Raw genomic sequence first — 18650 nt, 5'->3', positions numbered from 1 at the left:
ATACAATGGGCAAAGCAAAGAAGCGAGGCGATTTTCCCATGTATTTAGTTTACGCAGATGAAAAAGGCAATGTATACGACCACCCAGGTCTTTTTGCAGTGGCTCGTAACGGAGATATATTGACAGAAATTCTGGAAGAAGAACTGATCCCGCTCCCGGAAGGATCGACGTTGGTCAGTTTGCCGGACACCGAGCCGATCGGAATGGACCCTGACACAGGTGAAATGGTCAAGTTGGATGGTTGTACAGCAGTAGGTGCACTTGTGCCACAAGGAATTACAAGACTCTTGCTGCCAGGCTACGTGAAAACAAACAAGGAAAGCAAGCTGCCTTTGTTTGGTTACTCCGCAGTCGTCTGGAAGGATAACCGTTTCTGGGTAACGGGCCGTGCCAGTGACGATATTTACAAATGGGACCCGTTGAACTTCCCGATGGATGAGCTGCGCCAGCGAGTGGCAAAGACGTTGGAGACGTTTCCGCAAAACCGCATTTTGAACCATTTGTCCCACTGTGCGTTGGAGTACGAATGCTTAACGGCCTCCAATAACTTTTTCAACCGCTGGGAAGGCAGCTTGCCTGTTTCCTATACCTGTAACGCCGGTTGCTACGGCTGTATTTCCGAGCAACCAGATGACAGTGGATTCCCTTCCCCACAGACGCGGATGAACTTCAAGCCGACAGAGGACGAGCTGGTGGAAGTCATGCTCCACCACCTGAAGACACCGGAGAGCATCATCAGCTTCGGACAGGGCTGTGAGGGTGAGCCTTCTACGATGGCTTCCATCATTGTTCCTGCTATGCGTCGAGTAAGGGAAACGACAGATATGGGCTTTATCAACATCAATACGAATGCGGGGTTGACGGATCATATCAAAGGCATTGTCGATGCCGGACTTGATCTGATGCGCGTGAGTATTATCAGTGCGATTGACGAACACTATAATGCCTACTACCGCCCGCGCAACTACACGTTGGAAAATGTAGCGCGTTCTGCTGAGTACGCTGCATCCAAAGGTGTGTATACGTCCATTAATTACTTGTGCTTCCCTGGCGTGTTTGACCGCGAAGAGGAAATGGAAGCAATGATCGAGTTCATCCGCAGAACAGGCATCAAGCTGATTCAGCTGCGAAATCTGAATATCGATCCAGAGAGCTACTTGGCGATGATTCCAAAAGCGCAAGGCGAAGTATTCGGCATGAAGCAAGCTATCGAAATTTATCAGCAGGAACTGCCAGATGTCGTGATCGGTTCGTTTACACATATTCCACCAGATCAACTCCAGCGTAGGAAAAACATGGCGTAATCGGCCAACCAGTTGCATTTCGACAGTGTTTCATGCTACTATCTGATATGTATTTATATAACTCTGTTTCGGCAAACGATTCAGGGCGGAAAGAGGTGTAGAAGAGATGAAACAAGACATTCATCCTAAGTACAACGTAGTAACAGTTAGCTGCGCATGCGGTAACGAATTTGAATCCGGTTCCGTGAAACAAGCGTTGAAAGTGGAGATCTGCTCCAACTGCCATCCTTTCTTCACAGGAAAACAAAAATTCGTTGATGCAGGCGGCCGTGTAGACCGTTTCAAACGCAAATACAATCTGTAATAATCAGAATGTATGGGAACAACCAGGTAGAGCAATCTGCCTGGTTTTGTCTTTTTCTGGCACTGATTTTTTCGGGAGGACAAACGATGACTGCCATAGTCTGGTTCCGTCGGGATCTGCGCTTGCACGACCATGCTGCTCTGCACGCAGCCATGCTCACAGGTGATCCGATTATTCCTGTTTATATAGTGGAGGATTCGCTTTGTCTTTCTACGGCTATAGGAGATAAGCGACTCCATGCGCATTTTTCTGCAATAGCTGCACTCGACGACGCATTGGTTCAACTGGGAGGTCGTCTATTGATTCGCCACGGCGAACCACAGCAAGTGCTCTGTCAATTAGCGCAAGAGACGGGTGCAGAAAAGCTGTTTTTCAATCGGGATTATACGCCAGACGCTCGCAAGCGAGACGAGCTCGTATCAGAAGTGTTGAGCAGGCACGGCGTGTTTGTTCATGCATGCAAGGATTTGGTTTTGCATGAGCCTGGGGAAATTATGACGAAGCAGCGAACGCCGTATGCTGTTTTTACCCCGTATCGCCGCGTTTGGCAGACGCTCCCCAAAGACCGGCCATTCGCTCAGCCGACAGAATGGATTCTATTTGATCGGTTGAAGGAGTTGCCGAGTGAGCCAGTTCCTGCTGTGGAAGCGTTTGGACGAAACCGACCGATGGGCACCGAGTGGGAAATCGAGCAGTTCGGGGAGCGAGCCGCACGTAAACGATTGCAGCAATTTTTAGATAGAGACATTTATACGTACAAAGAAAAACGCGACATTCCAGGGGTGAATGCGACATCCCGATTATCTTTTGCCTTAAACATAGGTACGCTGTCTATACGGACGGTGTATCATAGCGTACAGGAAGTGCTTGCTTCCGCGCGGGGTGAGCAGGTTACCTCGATTGAAGCTTTTCTTACGGAGCTCATTTGGAGAGAATTTTATCAGCAGGTGCTTTATTTCCATCCACACACGACTAACCATGCCTACCTCCCACAATTTGAAGAGGTCGCTTGGGAAAACAGGAAAGACCTATTTACCCGTTGGTGTCAAGGGGAGACGGGCTATCCGATTGTGGATGCTGCAATGAAGCAGTTGAATGAGACAGGATGGATGCACAATCGGCTGCGGATGATTACTGCTTCTTTTTTGACAAAGGATTTGCTTGTGGATTGGCGTTGGGGAATGGCTTATTTTGCACAGCAGTTGATTGATTTCGATGAAGCGGCAAACATAGGGGGCTGGCAGTGGAGTGCTTCCACTGGTACCGATGCGCAACCGTATTTCCGGATTTTTAATCCTGTCACACAAGGGGAAAAGTTTGATCGAGACGGTGTTTTCGTCAAAAAATATCTTCCCGTACTGCGTGAAGTACCTCTACAATATATTCATAAACCATGGGACATGCCAAAGCATATCCAAGAGCAAGCAGGCTGCAAGATTGGCTTCGACTACCCGCTTCCTTGTGTGGACCATGCACAAAGAAGAAAGCTGGCCATGGCCTTGTTCCAGGAGGCAAAAGATCGCCATGCAAAGAATGAGTAACAACTTTTAGGCAAAGGGAGATAGAGACGTGGCACAACTATATTTTCGGTATGGAGCGATGAATGCTTCCAAATCCATTCAATTATTGACCGTTGCCCACAACTACGAGCAATCGGGGAAAAAAGTAGTAGTGTTTACTCCAGCAGTTGATGATCGCTATGGCGTGGGAAAAGTTGCTTCGCGTGTGGGGATTAGCCGAGAAGCGATTCCGATTAGCGAAGAGACCGATTTGTACCAAATCGTCGAGGCAGAATCAGTCAAGCCGCATTGCGTGTTGGTTGACGAGGCTCAGTTCATCAGCCGCCACCATGTGGATCAGCTCGTCAGGATTGTGGACAAGCTGGGAATCCCCGTCATCGTCTATGGCTTGTTGAAAAACTTCAAGAATGAGCTCTTCCCTGGCAGCGCCGCCCTTTTGTGCGAGGCTGATAAAGTAGAAGAAATAAAAACAGTTTGTGTATATTGCAATAAAAAGGCGACGCATATTCTCAAGTTCAAAAATGGACAGCCCGTCTACTCTGGGGAGACGATTGAAATTGCTGGAAATGATACATACAGCAGCGTCTGTCGCAAGCATTACTACACCCCTCCAGTTGTCGAATAAAGAAAGAAAGCAAGCATAAGCCACCCCCTGTTTGTCCCGTGCATGAGCCCAAGAGGCGATGCACAGACTAAGCAAAACAGGAGGTGGCTTTTTCATGCGGACACAGCCTAATTGGCTTTTGAGCAGCTCACGTGTCGTTCTGGGCTTGGTTGTACTTACAACTGTCCTCACTGTCGGCTGCGGGGGAAATACGGCTAAGCAACAGAGCTATAGTACGGATGTGAGGAATACGCAGCACAATATGAAGATCAGAGGGGATCAAAGCGGCCATACACTTCAAGGCCGTGCGCCTGTTGCAGCGGATCGTGACTCGTTAATGGGACGCAATCAAAATCCCAACATGATTATCGGCCACTGGAACTCACGTAATACCCCAGTCGACGTAACTAATATGGAAAGAATGGCCATGTCGGTAAAAGGTGTGGAAAACGCTCGCATCACACTCAGCGATGCCAATGCATATGTTACTCTTGACCTTGTGCATAACATCACTGCGAATCAGGCGCGAACCATCGAGCAGCAGGTGATTTCGCTTCTTCAGGAAAGACTCCCGCGTTACGATTTTCACTTAACCTCGCATGACGGTTACCATCGCTGACAGGTGAGCAGGACGTATGTAGCAAGGCTCGGCATTGCCGGGCCTGTTTGGCATCGGTAAAACATTTCCAGTTATAATGCACTTTGACTTCTTGCGGCTTTCCTCCTATAATTTATCTGTTATAACCGTTTTTATGGTAGATAGCATTTTATCGCAATTCATATCTAACATACATGCTACCAAGGCTTCGCCTGCGCCAAAAGGCAATTATTCTTTGCGATGGGGTGAAATAAAAATGTTTACACGCTTATCTGCAGTTGAAGAGCGTTTTGAAGAAGTAACCAACCTCCTATGTGACCCCGACGTCATTAGTGATACAAAACGCTTGCGAGAACTGTCTAAGGAACAATCTTCGTTGGAAGAGACGGTAACGACATACCGTGAATATAAATCAGTGGTGAGTCAAATCGATGACGCCAAAGCGATGCTGGAAGAGAAGCTGGATGACGAGATGCGTGAAATGGTCAAGCTCGAGCTCAATGAATTGTCAGCACGCAAGGAAAAACTAGAAGATCGCTTGAAGATCCTGTTGCTTCCAAAAGACCCGAACGATGAGAAAAACGTGATTGTGGAAATCCGCGGTGCTGCGGGTGGCGATGAAGCCGCACTGTTTGCAGCCGTGCTTTTCCGTATGTACACACGTTTTGCGGAGCGTAACGCTTTTAAAATTGAAGTGCTGGAGGCAAGCCCAACCGATATCGGCGGATACAAGGAAATTGTCTTCTCGCTGTCTGGCCGTGGTGCTTACAGCAAAATGAAATTCGAAAGCGGCGCGCATCGTGTGCAACGTATCCCGGCTACTGAGTCCGGTGGACGCATTCATACTTCTACTGCGACTGTACTGGTTCTGCCAGAAGCAGAAGACGTGGAAGTAGAAGTACACGAGAAAGATATCCGCATCGATACGTTCTGCTCCAGTGGTGCGGGCGGTCAGAGCGTTAATACGACCAAGTCTGCGGTTCGCGTAACGCATATTCCTACAGGGATCATGGTTTCTTGTCAGGACGAGAAATCCCAGCATTCCAACAAAGACAAAGCGTTGCGTGTATTGCGCGCTCGTCTGTATGATTTCTACATGCAACAACAAAATGCGGAAGCAGATGCTACGCGCAAAAGCTTGGTGGGTACTGGTGACCGAAGCGAGCGCATCCGCACGTACAACTATCCACAAAGCCGCGTGACCGACCACCGCATCGGTCTGACCCTGCACCGACTGGAATCGGTATTGGAAGGCGAAATGGATGAAGTGATCGACAACCTGATCCTGCATGAACAAACGGAGCTTTTGAAAAGCCATGCACACTCAGCTTGATTGGTCTGATGTCACGACGATTCGAGAAGCCCTCTTACGGGCTTCTTCCTTTTTGCGGGAAAAAGGGACAAAGGATCCTTTGTTCGAAGCGGAGCTAATGATTCGTCATTGTCTCGACTGGGATCGGACGCGCTTTTTAATGGCGATGCCGGATTCAATCGATGCTGAAACCTTGATGAAGCTGGACGGACTGTGCGTGCGCAGGGCGAATAACGAGCCATTGCAATACATGTTTGGCGAACAGGAGTTTTACGGGCGTCCTTTTACGGTGCGACCAGGCGTGCTGATCCCAAGACCGGAAACGGAAATACTGGTAGAGCAGGTGATGGCTGCTGCTGCAAAGCTCTGGCCTGAGAGCGAAGAGCTAGCGGTCGTGGATATCGGCACAGGGAGCGGAGCCATCTGCATTACGCTCGCGCTAGAAAAACCGCAATGGCGCGTGACTACGGTGGACCTGTCTCCTGAGGCAACGGCAATTGCACGGGAAAATGCAAGTCGTCTTGGGGCAGATGTCCGCTTTCTACAAGGGGATTTGGTGCAGCCGCTTTTGGAAGCAGGCGAAAAGGTAGACGTCCTCGTATCCAATCCACCGTATATCCCGAGTCGTGATGTCGAGGAGCTGGACGATGAGGTGCGCGTACATGAACCTCGCTTGGCTCTGGATGGCGGCGAAGATGGTCTGGATTGCTATCGTCGCCTGTGTGAGGTGCTGCCGAATCTATTGAAAGAAAGAGCGGTTGTAGCGTTTGAGGTAGGCATTTATCAGGCTGGGGATGTAGCGGCATTGATGAGGGCATCTGGTGTCATGGATGAAGTTGAGATTGTTCCAGATTTGGCGGGGATCGAGCGGGTTGTTATCGGATTGAGACGATAGCAAGAGCTCGTCTCGCCTTTTTTACATAGGGAATGAATGTTTGAAATCGTGTGAATCCGTCCATACTGATTGCTAAAGAGAGAAGATCAGTATAGAGGGAGACGGATAACGATGAAACGGATGTTGTTAATGGCATTTAGCCTGTTTATGCTTATGATGAGCTGGGAGGGGCAGCTTACTTCGGCCAATGTGTTGGATAATGGGCCGATCCCTCAGGAATCCGTTCGCTTGCGCATTATTGCGAACAGCGATTCTGTCCAAGATCAATGGGTAAAGCGCGAAGTCAGAGATGCGATTGTCGCTCAAATGAATACGTGGGCGGACGATATCGAGACTTTGGAGGAAGCAGAGCAAATGATTCACACACAATTGCCTGTCCTTCAACAAGTCGTGGACAAGACGATCAAGGAACGCGGTTTTTCATACAAAGCGGTAGTCGATTTCGGTGAAGTCCCTTTTCCAACGAAGCTGTACGGCTCCTATGTGTATCCTGCGGGTAATTACCGAGCAGTCCGTGTACAAATTGGAGAGGCAAAAGGTCAAAACTGGTGGTGTGTCCTTTTCCCGCCGCTTTGCTTTATTGACATGTCCAATGGCGACGCTGTAAAAGCCGAGCCAACTCCAAAGTCGGAAGAATCTGAGCCAACGGAAGAAGCTGCATCCGAGGAAGTAGCGGCCTTACCCCTGGAAGAGAACGAAGTAGGGATTCATTCCGAAACAAATAAAGTGGACGCTGAGCAAACAAAAACAGAGAAAGAAGAGTCCGAAGAGGTAGAAAAAGAAAAAGCAGAAGAAGTAACTGCCTCTGCTCCTGAAGTAGAAGTACGATTTTACTTATGGGAAAAAATCGAGGGCTGGCTCTCCTAAGCCGGACATAAAAAACGACACCCGCCGCATGTGCAGGTGTCGTTTTGAATTGCCACCATTACTTTTTGAGCAAAGCCTCACGAATCTCAGGCTTCAACAGACTTTGGTAACGATGAGCAGGGATCGCAAACTCAGGCATTCCTGCTGCATAAGCGGCAATTTCGTATTGACCAAAATGGATCATCAGGTTGCCGTCTTTAAAGGAGAAGCCTTGATCCTCTCTGATGCCCTCGAATGCATCGTAAGGGTTAAAGCCATCCGCCTGAGTCTCTGCTTTGATTTGTTGTGCAATGATTTGATTGAGAATGGTACGGTAGTCATAGCCAGGCTGGAACAGGTCAGCCAGCTTCAGTTGTTTTGCCTTGGCCTGATTATCGATGGTGTAATACGTCACATCCGTCATGCCATGTGCTCCGCCTGTATAAATGTATGTCTGTACGGAGAAAGAAACGAGCTTGCCGGCATTGTGTACCTCATAGGAGATGTCGAGTGCATGAGGGCGTAGCTCCCAGCCGTTCTTTTTCGCGTCTGCGGCATCTTCTTTGCCGGCTTTTTGTCCTTCTGCCAAGCCTGTTTGTGCTTCTTTCAGCAGAGTAGCGTTCAGTTTTGCTTCAAAAGCTTTATCCTTCATCCCGCTAATCACTGGGATGGATACTTTACCTTGAAATTCTTTCGTATCGACCGTAATGGTTTTTGGTGTGAACACGACACCGTTAGCTTGTGGCTTTGGCGCTTGTACAGCAGGCTTTGTGGAGGTTGCAGGTGAAGCAGGTGCTGCAAAGACTGGAGCAGCGACGGCTGTTAACAATACAGCTGTGCCAAGCAGGCTGGAAGCTAAGGATTTAAAAGATGACATTTCATTCACGGTCCTTTCAATAAAGGGAAAGTTATTGTTTTGTTTTCGTGTTCATTCTACTACAAGGGAAAGACGCAGGTAGTTAAAAAAAGGTAACAATGTTCTCTTTTCCACGCTGTTCTGAAAAGTTATTCACAAGTTACCCACAGCCTGTTGAAAACTTTTTGGTGCACATCTATACTTAAGGCACTCCTTACAAAGAAACGAGCTAGAGAAAGGATTTTTTAACGATGGAAATGAATGGTGTGACAAAAGTCTGGTCTGTGGATAACGATGTGGAAAATCAGCCTAGTTGTGCACAGATTGTGGATGCAGCCCGTTTTCTTCGAGAAGGGGCAGTTGTCGCGTTTCCCACGGAGACAGTTTACGGCTTGGGAGCGAATGCATTATCAAATGACGCAGTGGAAAAGATATTTACAGCAAAAGGCAGACCCAGCGATAATCCGCTGATTGTACATATTGGAGCGTGGGACCAGTTATCCACAGTAGCAAGTGAAATTCCTGAGAAAGGGAAGAAGCTGATGGAGGCGTTTTGGCCTGGGCCCTTGACGGTGATTTTGCCAAAAACAGATCAGGTAGCGTCGCTAGTAACGGCAGGGTTGGATTCAGTCGGCGTTCGCATGCCTGATCATCCGATTGCCTTGGCTTTGATCAAAGAAGCGGGGGTACCGATTGCAGCTCCGAGCGCCAATCGCTCAGGACGTCCGAGTCCAACGACTGCGGCGCATGTATTGGCGGACCTGGATGGACGTGTAGCGGGTGTGGTCGATGGAGGGGCAACAGGTGTTGGGGTAGAGTCTACTGTTATTGATGTGACACAGGACCCGCCCATGATCTTGCGTCCAGGTGGCATCACACGGGAGCAAATGGAACCAGTAATTGGCTATGTGGAGCTGGACCCTTCCTTTCAAGTGGGAGCAGCCGAGGCACCGCGCTCTCCAGGGATGAAATATACCCATTACGCTCCTGAAGGGGAAATGTGGCTAGTATCAGGAGAGAGTGAAAAAGTTCGGGCAAAAATGGAAGACATGCTGCAACAGGCGAAGCAGCACGGTCAAAAAACGGGCGTGCTGGCAACGGAAGAAACAGCTCCCTTTTGGCAAAGCCACGCATCGGTAGATGTTGTTCTCGTGGTCGGATCACAAGCGGATCTGGAAGGGGTTGCGCAACAGTTGTATGCAGTCCTGCGAGAATTCGACGATCAAGAAGTGCAGTATATTGTCGGTGAGACTTTCCCGCGAAACGGGTTGGGTATGGCCGTGATGAATCGCTTGGAAAAGGCTGCTGGAGGCCGTGTCTTGTCCGTGTAAACCTGTCCTAAACTCCCCCTCGTCCGCATAAGGTGAAGAGACGGGAGGGGAGCTGCTTGGATCAGGTGTTATTCCAATGGGGGCAATTTTTGACCTTGCTCATTATTGCTTTCGCCTTAAGTATGGATGCCTTTTCGTTAGGAATTGGCGTAGGTATGGTTGGCATTCGGTTACGAGAGATTATCAAGGTGAGTATTACCATCGGACTGTTTCATATTATGATGCCGATTATCGGGATTGTCGTTGGAGCGTACTTGTCCGATTTGGTTGGAGATATTGCCGTGTTTATTGGTGGCGGGGTCCTGATGATCATCGGCTTGCATATGCTATGGAATGGCTTCGTTCAAGGGGAACAAAAAAGTGTATGGAAGACAAAAGGGTTCGGACTCCTTCTCTTCGCATTTAGTGTCAGCCTGGATGCTTTCACCGTCGGTTTCTCGTTCGGCTTGATCGAGGTCAATAGAATTTTGGCCATCTCCCTTTTTGGCGTAATGGGTGCCACGATGTCCTACTTCGGTTTATTGTTAGGCAGGAGTGTGGGAGGGTGGCTTGGGGATTATAGCGAATTAATAGGTGGACTTATTTTGTTTGGTTTTGGGTTAAAATTTATGATATAACCGGACTAATTAATAGGTGAGGAGGAACCATACGTGAAACGGATACTTTTCGTCTGTACGGGAAATACGTGCCGAAGCCCCATGGCAGAAGCGATTTTCCGTACGAAGACAGACGGACAGGGGCTTGAAATACGCTCAGCTGGTGTGGCGGCATCTGCTGGTCAGGATGCTTCCTTGCACGCTAAACAAGTATTAGAAGAGCGAGGAATTGCTCACGATCATAAGGCCAGCAAGGTAGACGAAGGGTTGATTGAATGGTCTGATGTCATTTTGACGATGACGCATGGTCACAAGCGCGCGATCTTGACGTATTTCCCCTCAGCCACTGAAAAGGTGCATACCCTACAAGAGTTCGTTGGGATAGAAGGCTTTAGTGATATTGCTGATCCGTATGGGGGATCACTGATGGATTATCGCAGGTGTGCCGAAGAAATCGAAGAGTCACTGGAAAGGCTCTCATTGATGCTCAAGGACCCAGGTCTTCGTAAATCAGTGGATGAATAGGGTGCTGGTGTATAGCCAGGACCTTGTTTTTTGTGAGAGTACGAACAATTTTTTAGTTGCCTGATAAAAATGTTCACTTTTTACTTATTGTTTTTTGATGTATACTAGACAAAGATTATGAGACAAGCGAGGGATGACAGATGAAAGTAGCACTTGCTGCTGATCACGGTGGATACAAGCTAAAAGAGGAGATCAAGACTCTGCTGGCCTCCATGAACATCCAGACGGAAGATTTCGGCTGCACCTGCGAGGAATCGGTTGATTATCCCGATTATGCTTTGCCAGTGGCGGAAAAGGTAGCAGCGGGGGAGTTTGATCGAGGCATTCTCGTTTGCGGAACAGGTATCGGCATGTCGATCGCGGCCAACAAGGTTCCAGGCATCCGTTGTGCACTTGTGCATGATACGTTTTCCGCACGCGCTACCCGTGAGCATAACAACACGAATGTATTGGCGATGGGTGAGCGGGTCATTGGACCGGGTCTTGCGCTTGATATCGTGAAAATTTGGCTGGAAACAGAGTTTCAAGGTGGTCGCCACGAGCGTCGCGTGGAAAAGATTTCCCAAATCGAAGCGAAGCATGCGGGAGTGAAGTAAGTGGATTTATCCGCTATCGAAAAACAAATCAGTGACATTGTCGAAGAAGTAGCTGATATGGCAGAGCTTGCAGCCGGACAACTTATGGTGATTGGGTGCAGTACCAGCGAGGTGCTCGGGGAGCATATTGGAAAGGCTGGAAGCCAAGATGTAGCGAAAGCTCTATATCGTGGGATTCAATCAGTTGTAGGGAAGCGCGGCTTTGCTGTTGCCTTTCAATGTTGTGAACATTTGAACAGGGCTTTGGTCGTCGAGCGCGAGGTTGCATTGCGTTACGGACTGGAAGAGGTCTCGGTTGTTCCCGTTCCGACCGCTGGAGGCTCTATGGCTGCGCATGCGTTTACGCAGTTCACGGATGCAGTCGTTGTAGAGCAAATTCGTGCGCATGCAGGCATAGATATCGGCCATACGCTTATCGGCATGCATCTGAAGCATGTGGCAGTACCAGTGCGTCCGACACAGCGTCTCGTTGGACAAGCACATGTTACGGCAGCGCGCACACGTCCCAAGCTGATTGGCGGACCGCGTGCCGTGTATGAGAAGACACCACCAAATGAAAGCTGCACGTAAAAGAGGAGGAGAAACTACTATGCTAGATTTTTTGCGTAAACAAGATCCGCAAGTAATGGAAGCCATTCAACTGGAGCTCGGAAGACAACGCGACAAGATTGAGCTGATTGCATCTGAAAACTTCGTAAGCCGCGCAGTCATGGAAGCAATGGGCACCGTTTTGACGAACAAATACGCAGAAGGATACCCAGGTCGCCGCTATTACGGTGGTTGCGAGTATGTGGATATCGTGGAAAACATCGCTCGTGACCGCGTAAAAGAAATTTTTGGCGCTGAGCATGCAAACGTACAACCACACTCTGGTGCTCAGGCGAACATGGCTGTATACTTCACGATTCTTCAGCCTGGCGACACTGTACTGGGAATGAACCTGTCCCACGGTGGTCACTTGACGCATGGTAGTGCAGTAAACTTCTCCGGTACTCTGTACAATTTCGTTGACTACGGTGTAGACGAAGATACTCACCTGATCAATTATGAAGATGTTCGTGCAAAAGCATTGGAGCATAAGCCAAAGCTGATCGTTGCTGGTGCGAGTGCCTATCCGCGTACGATTGATTTTGCCAAGTTCCGTGAGATCGCGGACGAAGTGGGCGCGTACTTCATGGTGGATATGGCGCACATCGCTGGTCTGGTTGCGGCAGGTCTGCATCCAAACCCAGTACCGCACGCGCATTTCGTTACTTCTACGACGCACAAGACTCTGCGTGGACCACGTGGCGGTTTGATTTTGTGCAAGGAAGAGTTCGCGAAAGGCATCGACAAATCCGTGTTCCCAGGCGTTCAAGGTGGTCCGTTGATGCACGTCATCGCAGCAAAAGCGGTTGCCTTCGGTGAAAACCTGCAACCAGAATTCAAGGATTACGCAGCTCGCATCATCAAGAATGCACGTGCGTTTGCGGAAGGCTTGACTGCTGAAGGTCTGACGCTTGTTTCCGGCGGAACGGATAATCACCTCGTATTGGTGGATGTAAGCAAAATCGGCCTGACTGGTAAAGTAGCTGAGCATCTGTTGGACGAAGTAAGCATTACTACGAACAAAAATACGATTCCTTACGATACACAAAGCCCGTTTGTTACAAGCGGTGTGCGCATGGGTACGCCAGCAGTGACAAGCCGCGGTTTTGATGAGGAAGCAATGAAAGAAGTAGCAGCGATTATAGCTCTGACATTGAAAAATCCAGAGGATGCTGCGAAACATGAGGAAGCACGCCAACGTGTGGCAGCTTTGTGCCAACGTTTCCCGATGTATGAAGGCTTGAATATCTAAGGTAAGGCTACGTGAAGCAGACCCAGTGGAAATTTTTCTATACGGGTCTGCTTTTTTCTTTACTCCGCGGCTGTAGGTAGGGATCGAGGATGAGAAAAAGTACGAAGATTAGGCAAATTGACTGAGCCACTCTCACCAGCTATTATAGAAAGGATGTATTGATAGGGAAACGGAGGAAATGACATGAGCCGTGTATATGTGTTTGACCATCCGCTGATTCAGCATAAAGTTACGTATATTCGTGACAAGAATACAGGGACCAAGGAATTTCGCGAGCTGGTAGATGAAGTGACTACTCTGATGGGCTATGAAATTACCCGTGATATGCCTTTGGAGGAAATCACTATCGAAACGCCAGTGGCTACCTGTCAGTCGAACGTAATCGCTGGTAAAAAAGTAGGGTTGGTACCGATTCTGCGTGCTGGTCTTGGTATGGTGGATGGCCTGATGAGGCTGATCCCTGCTGCCAAAGTAGGACACGTAGGTCTTTACCGTGATCCGGAAACCCTACAGCCTATTGAGTATTATGTGAAGCTGCCATCCGATGTTGCTGAGCGTGAGTTGATCGTAACTGACCCGATGCTGGCGACTGGTGGCTCTGCTGTTGCCGCTCTTACTGCTTTGAAAAAACGTGGAGCGAAAAACTTGAAACTGATGTGCCTCATCGCTGCTCCAGAAGGTATCAAGCTGGTTCAGGACGAGCATCCTGATGTAGATATTTACGTAGCGGCTGTTGATGAATATTTAAACGACCATGGATACATCGTGCCAGGCTTGGGCGATGCGGGTGACCGCTTGTACGGCACGAAGTAGTCGGAGAGGGAAAAACGGATGAAAACTGTAAAAGTAATGACGGTATTCGGCACACGTCCAGAAGCGATCAAAATGGCACCGCTTGTCCATGAATTGAACAAGTACAGCGAGCAGATCGAATCTGTCGTTTGCGTGACGGCCCAACATCGTCAAATGCTCGATCAGGTTTTGGACATTTTTGATATTCAACCAGACATTGATTTGAACATCATGAAGGATCGCCAAACGCTGGTGGGTGTGACCACTCGCGCATTGGAGAGTCTGGATGAAACAATGAAGGAAGTAAAACCGGACATCGTCCTCGTACACGGGGATACGACAACCACTTTTGTGGCGAGTCTGGCTGCTTTTTATAATCAAGTCGCGATTGGCCACGTGGAAGCGGGCTTGCGCACATGGGACAAGTACTCGCCGTTCCCGGAAGAGATGAACCGTCAGTTGACAGGTGTAATGGCTGACCTTCATTTCTCTCCGACCAATGGATCGGCTGACAATCTTCGTCGCGAAGCAAAGCCGGAAAAGAGCATCTACGTGACAGGAAACACAGCGATTGACGCGTTGAAAACAACGGTTCGCGAGGATTACACGCATCCGGTGCTGGATCGCGTAGCTGGTCAGAAGCTGGTGCTGATGACGGCTCACCGTCGCGAAAATTTGGGCGAGCCAATGCGCCGTATTTTCCGTGCAGTTCGAAGACTGGTGGATGAGCATCCTGAGATTTCTGTTGTGTATCCGGTTCACTTGAATCCTGCTGTACAAGAAGTGGCGCAGGAGATTCTCGGAAACCATGATCGCATTTCACTGATCGAACCATTGGATGCCCTTGATTTCCACAACTTCGCTCGTCGTTCCCATCTCATCCTGACCGATTCCGGCGGAGTACAGGAGGAAGCGCCGTCTCTTGGCGTACCAGTCCTGGTTCTGCGCGATACGACAGAACGTCCTGAGGGGATTGAAGCAGGCACGTTGAAGCTCGTGGGAACCGACGAAGAGCAAGTGTATGCAATGGCAAAAGAATTGCTGACCAACCAAGCGGCTTACGATGCAATGGCGCATGCTGTCAACCCATATGGGGATGGCGAGGCTTCACGCCGTATTGTAGAAGCAATCCTCTATCATTTTGGTTTGCGGGCTGAACAACCAGAGCCGTTCCAACCAGGTCAGTAACATACAGCTAGAAAACCCGCCAGGTTCCGTTCGTCAAACCGGGCGGGTTTCTTGTTGTAGAGGGATATTCTTGTTTTCTATGACTGACGATTTGGTATGTTTTTCTAAGAGAGAATCGAGAGAATTGGCGAAACTATCCATGGCCTATTGCGTCTAATATTTAGTTGCTTGGCTTAGATGGTAGAAAGACAGAGTTTGGAATACGGAGAGGAGTTATCAACATGAGAGCGCAAAGGATAGTGACGCTGCTCACGGCTACGACCATGGCCTGGGGAGCTTTTGTTCCGTTTGTGCCGTTTGCGACCAATGTCGCACACGCCAGAGCGGAGACAAGTGCATTGAATATGATGTGGCAAACCCCAATTGGTGAGGGGACCACTTTGCAGAAATATACGAAATCATTTGCCAATCAAGTAGTCACGATCATGGTAACCAAGGTTGATTTGAACAATCCTTATGTTGAGGTAAAACCGGTATACGGAACGAAAGGCAAACTGACAGACAGGCAGACGGTTACCCAAATGGCGCGTGAAACCGGAGCTGTAGCAGCGATCAATGCCGACTTTTTTAACATGTCCAAGCGGGGAGCGCCGTTTGGTATTGTCATGAAAGACGATGAACTGATTTCTTCCATGGGCTTGGTCTCCTACTGGTACGCGCTGGGCTTGACCGGAGACAAGATGGCCATCGTCGACAAGTTTGGGTTTGGCGGCAAGGTTACTGCTCCTAATGGCGCTACCTATTCCATTCAAGGTGTCAACAAGGAAGAGTACAACCCGAGTGATTCACGAAAAAGTCACCAGAACCAACTGAACGTCTATACCCCTTCCTTTGGGAAAACCAGCTTGGGAACGATACCGGGCTACAAAGATGTCGTCGAGATTTTGTTTGTAGACAACGTCGCTAAAGAAGTTCGTGTGAATCAACCAGGCGTATACATACCTTACAACGGCTATGTCCTTTGGGGACATGGAGCAGCAGGAGCATTCCTCAAACAAAACTTCCCTGTAGGCGCTACTGCAGCGGTTGAGTACCAAACGACACCACAGACACTCAACCTAAAACAAGCGGTAGGCGGCAATGTGATTTTGGTTGATCAAGGGAAAGCGCTCACCTCCTTTCAAGCGGACAAGTCCATCATCAACAAGACGGCACGCACATCGGTCGGAGTTTCCCAGGACGGGAAGACCTTGTACATGGTCACGATCGATGCGAGCCAAGGCGTTTATTTGGACGAGCTGGCAAAAATCATGGCGGAGCTCGGTTCTTATCGGGCTGTAAACTTTGACGGTGGTGGCTCTACGACCATGGCAGCTCGCATGCTGGGTGAGACACACGCGAATCTGGCGAATAAGCCGAGCGGCGGTGCTGAGCGTCGAGTGCCTACTGGACTGGCCGTATACAATACGGCACCTGCTGGAGAATTGAGAGGCTTCCAAATCGATGTACCGGCAGATGTGCTTATCGGACAATCTATCCCGCTCAGTGCATCCAAAGGTTACGATGTGCATTTCCAACCGCATGCGATCAATGCAGGTGATGTGAGCTGGGATGCTAGTCAGTCCGAAGCGGGCTCCGTAAATGGCAAGCAATTCACACCAGCTCGCTCTGGCAAGATCACATTGACTGCGCGATTGGGCAATGTGACGCAAAATAAAGACATTCAAGTCATTTCCGGCAACGATGTGCAGCAAATCATCGTTTCCCCGAACCCGATTACGATTGCACCGGGACAATCCATTGCTCTCGATGTCAAAATCAAAACGAAAAAGGGCTCTACCGTACAAGCGACGCCACTTAGCGTAAAAGCGAGTGTCGATTCTTCTGTAGCGACGATTAACGACAATCTGCAACTGGTAGCAGGCAATGAGCCGGGCAACGGAAACCTGACGATTACGTATGATGGCGTGGCAACAACCGTACCATTTGCCGTTGGACAATTCGAGCAGCCATGGCTCACCTTCGATAATCAGGCAGGCATGTACCATGCGGCAAATCCGTCCAGCATCAGTTCGGCTGGTTCGTTCGCGCTCGTCTCCGATCAGACATTCCGCACGAAAAAGGCAGCGAAATTGGTGTACAACTTCTCAGGAGCACCAGCGAACAACATGCGGATTTCGTACGGTGTTCTGGGGGCAAACCCTGTGACGATTCCTGGCAAGCCGCTCGGATTGGGCTTATGGGTCAATGGGGACAACAGCGGACATTGGCTCCGTGCAGAAGCAATTGATGCAAACGGCAAGCCGGTCTACGTCGATCTGGCAAAAGAGATCAATTGGACAGGCTGGAAGCAAGTGAAAGGCTACTTCCCGAGCAATGTTGCCTATCCATTGCATCTGAAGAGTGTATATGTCGTTGACCAAGCCAACGATGGCATTACACACGACAAAGGAACACTGTACTTCGACGAATTCTCGCTCCTCTTGGGCAACAAGACAGGTCAGCCGAGCGATGTGGCCGTTGTCCCTGAACTGCCAGGCAGCATGTCACTCGGAGCGGAGCTTGATCTCCATTACTCCTTTGAAAATACTGCATCTTATCTGGATAGTGCGCTGATTGATGTGGAGTCGATCGTGACCCAGCCAATGCCAGGATATGTACCTGCTGATTACTCGTTTACGATTAAGCCGGGCGAACTAAAAGCAGGACAAGAGGACGCAATTTCAACCTCGTCGATTCAGTTGACACTGGCACCGAAGCAATGGCTCGCTGGAAAAGGCGTAGGACTCTTGTACGTAAACCAAGTAAACAATACGTTGGATCCGCTTCTGGGAACCATGAATGCTCAAGGTCAGTGGGTATATGAAGTCAATAGCTACGGTAAGTACATTCCGTACTACCTGGACAATGCAGGAACGAGCAACGCTGGATTTACAGATATCACGAAGCATCCAGCTAAGGCAGAAATCACCTACATGGCGGAAAAGGGCTACGTGAAGGGTTTGACAGAGACGACGTTTGGCCCAGAGGTTTCTCTGACAAGAGCACAGTTCGTCACCCTGCTCGCGCGCTCTTTTGAATGGGAGCTCCCTTCCTCACCAAAACTGAAATTCAAGGATAAGGTGCCTTCCTATGCGCAAGGTGCCGTACAGGTTGCCGTTTCTAAAGGTCTGGTGAAGGGGTATAACGATAATACCTTCCGTCCGGATCAGCCGGTGACTCGCGCAGAGGCCGCAGTCATTCTCGATCGTCTCGTGAATAAAAAGGGAACGACGAAAAAGGTCTCCGATAAAGGGACCTGGCCATCCTGGGCATCGAAATCCATCACCAACATGGTCGGACTTGGCCTGATTGATCCAGTTGGAGGAAATTATCAGCCGAATAAACCGACGACGAGAGCAGTGTGTGTCGTAGCGCTTTATCGCATCCTGCATCAAGTTAAATAGAATCGGAATATAAAAGGTCAAGCTTCTCTAACGAAGAGGAGCTTGACCTTTTTTTGTCGGCTTCCTGAGTTTTAGAAGGAATCGATGAGCTGACAAAGCTGGTGAGAAGAAAAAGCGCAGGGCTCGTAGACCTTGACAACGCCTACCCAGTCGGAAC

The 18650-nt window shown here is 49.3% G+C and carries 18 protein-coding genes; 17 read left to right on the top strand and 1 reads right to left on the bottom strand.

From position 1 onward, the window contains the following. Window positions 1–38: 38 nt before the first annotated feature. The 8 genes from HPY31_RS05485 to spoIIR all read left to right on the top strand — a co-directional run bounded on the left by HPY31_RS05485 (window position 39) and on the right by spoIIR (window position 7404). Window positions 39–1304 carry a radical SAM family protein gene (locus tag HPY31_RS05485; RefSeq protein WP_026043394.1) on the top strand — a complete coding sequence of 422 codons (1266 nt, stop codon included), beginning with the start codon at window positions 39–41 and terminating at the stop codon, window positions 1302–1304. A 106-nt stretch (window positions 1305–1410) separates the two neighbouring features. Then, window positions 1411–1608, top strand: coding sequence for a 50S ribosomal protein L31 (gene rpmE / locus HPY31_RS05480; protein ID WP_015893651.1), 198 nt, complete (start codon window positions 1411–1413; stop codon window positions 1606–1608). A gap of 86 nt (window positions 1609–1694) precedes the next feature. Next, window positions 1695–3149: a cryptochrome/photolyase family protein gene (locus HPY31_RS05475; protein ID WP_172139195.1), complete on the top strand. Its 1455-nt coding sequence runs from the start codon at window positions 1695–1697 to the stop codon at window positions 3147–3149. A 28-nt stretch (window positions 3150–3177) separates the two neighbouring features. Continuing rightward, window positions 3178–3753 carry a thymidine kinase gene (locus HPY31_RS05470; protein WP_015893649.1) on the top strand — a complete coding sequence of 192 codons (576 nt, stop codon included), beginning with the start codon at window positions 3178–3180 and terminating at the stop codon, window positions 3751–3753. A gap of 94 nt (window positions 3754–3847) precedes the next feature. After that, window positions 3848–4351: a hypothetical protein gene (locus HPY31_RS05465; protein WP_064200385.1), complete on the top strand. Its 504-nt coding sequence runs from the start codon at window positions 3848–3850 to the stop codon at window positions 4349–4351. A gap of 235 nt (window positions 4352–4586) precedes the next feature. Next, window positions 4587–5663, top strand: coding sequence for a peptide chain release factor 1 (gene prfA, locus HPY31_RS05460; protein WP_172139193.1), 1077 nt, complete (start codon window positions 4587–4589; stop codon window positions 5661–5663). Continuing rightward, window positions 5647–6537: a peptide chain release factor N(5)-glutamine methyltransferase gene (prmC, locus tag HPY31_RS05455; protein WP_172139191.1), complete on the top strand. Its 891-nt coding sequence runs from the start codon at window positions 5647–5649 to the stop codon at window positions 6535–6537. The genes prfA and prmC overlap by 17 nt, the downstream gene beginning before the upstream one ends. A 111-nt stretch (window positions 6538–6648) precedes the next feature. After that, entirely contained in the window at window positions 6649–7404 is a 756-nt protein-coding gene (gene spoIIR / locus HPY31_RS05450) for a stage II sporulation protein R (protein WP_172139189.1), read from the top strand. 58 nt (window positions 7405–7462) lie between these two features. On the opposite strand, the gene HPY31_RS05445 is transcribed toward spoIIR, so the two are convergent. Continuing rightward, entirely contained in the window at window positions 7463–8260 is a 798-nt protein-coding gene (locus HPY31_RS05445; protein ID WP_172139187.1) for a DUF3298 and DUF4163 domain-containing protein, read from the bottom strand. Between the two features lie 230 nt (window positions 8261–8490). Here HPY31_RS05445 and HPY31_RS05440 point away from each other — a divergent pair, with 230 nt between their 5' ends. The 9 genes from HPY31_RS05440 (at window position 8491) to HPY31_RS05400 (ending at window position 18493) form a co-directional block, all read left to right on the top strand. Beyond that, the gene (locus HPY31_RS05440; RefSeq protein ID WP_172139185.1) at window positions 8491–9570 is read left to right on the top strand and encodes an L-threonylcarbamoyladenylate synthase; all 1080 of its coding nucleotides are present in this window, start codon (window positions 8491–8493) and stop codon (window positions 9568–9570) included. A 56-nt stretch (window positions 9571–9626) separates the two neighbouring features. Continuing rightward, window positions 9627–10187 carry a manganese efflux pump MntP gene (locus HPY31_RS05435; RefSeq protein ID WP_016740175.1) on the top strand — a complete coding sequence of 187 codons (561 nt, stop codon included), beginning with the start codon at window positions 9627–9629 and terminating at the stop codon, window positions 10185–10187. A gap of 33 nt (window positions 10188–10220) precedes the next feature. Then, window positions 10221–10691, top strand: coding sequence for a low molecular weight protein arginine phosphatase (locus tag HPY31_RS05430; RefSeq protein WP_172139183.1), 471 nt, complete (start codon window positions 10221–10223; stop codon window positions 10689–10691). 140 nt (window positions 10692–10831) lie between these two features. Further along, a complete protein-coding gene (rpiB, locus tag HPY31_RS05425; protein WP_007725502.1) occupies window positions 10832–11287 on the top strand; it encodes a ribose 5-phosphate isomerase B in 456 nt (151 codons plus the stop codon). After that, window positions 11288–11857, top strand: coding sequence for a TIGR01440 family protein (locus tag HPY31_RS05420; RefSeq protein WP_172139181.1), 570 nt, complete (start codon window positions 11288–11290; stop codon window positions 11855–11857). Between the two features lie 19 nt (window positions 11858–11876). Continuing rightward, window positions 11877–13127, top strand: a complete 1251-nt coding sequence (locus HPY31_RS05415; RefSeq protein WP_172139179.1) for a serine hydroxymethyltransferase — start codon at window positions 11877–11879, stop codon at window positions 13125–13127. Window positions 13128–13310: 183 nt separating this feature from the next. Then, entirely contained in the window at window positions 13311–13940 is a 630-nt protein-coding gene (gene upp, locus HPY31_RS05410; RefSeq protein WP_015893638.1) for a uracil phosphoribosyltransferase, read from the top strand. Between the two features lie 18 nt (window positions 13941–13958). Then, a complete protein-coding gene (wecB, locus tag HPY31_RS05405; RefSeq protein ID WP_015893637.1) occupies window positions 13959–15107 on the top strand; it encodes a non-hydrolyzing UDP-N-acetylglucosamine 2-epimerase in 1149 nt (382 codons plus the stop codon). A 221-nt stretch (window positions 15108–15328) separates the two neighbouring features. Then, on the top strand, window positions 15329–18493 hold the full coding sequence (locus HPY31_RS05400) for a phosphodiester glycosidase family protein (protein WP_172139177.1): 3165 nt from the start codon (window positions 15329–15331) through the stop codon (window positions 18491–18493). Window positions 18494–18650: the final 157 nt, after the last annotated feature.

The organism is Brevibacillus sp. HB1.3, from assembly GCF_013186635.1.
Taxonomy (GTDB): domain Bacteria; phylum Bacillota; class Bacilli; order Brevibacillales; family Brevibacillaceae; genus Brevibacillus; species Brevibacillus brevis_D.
Note: the sequence above shows the minus strand (reverse complement) of the source record. Positions and strands in the feature narration are given on the sequence as shown.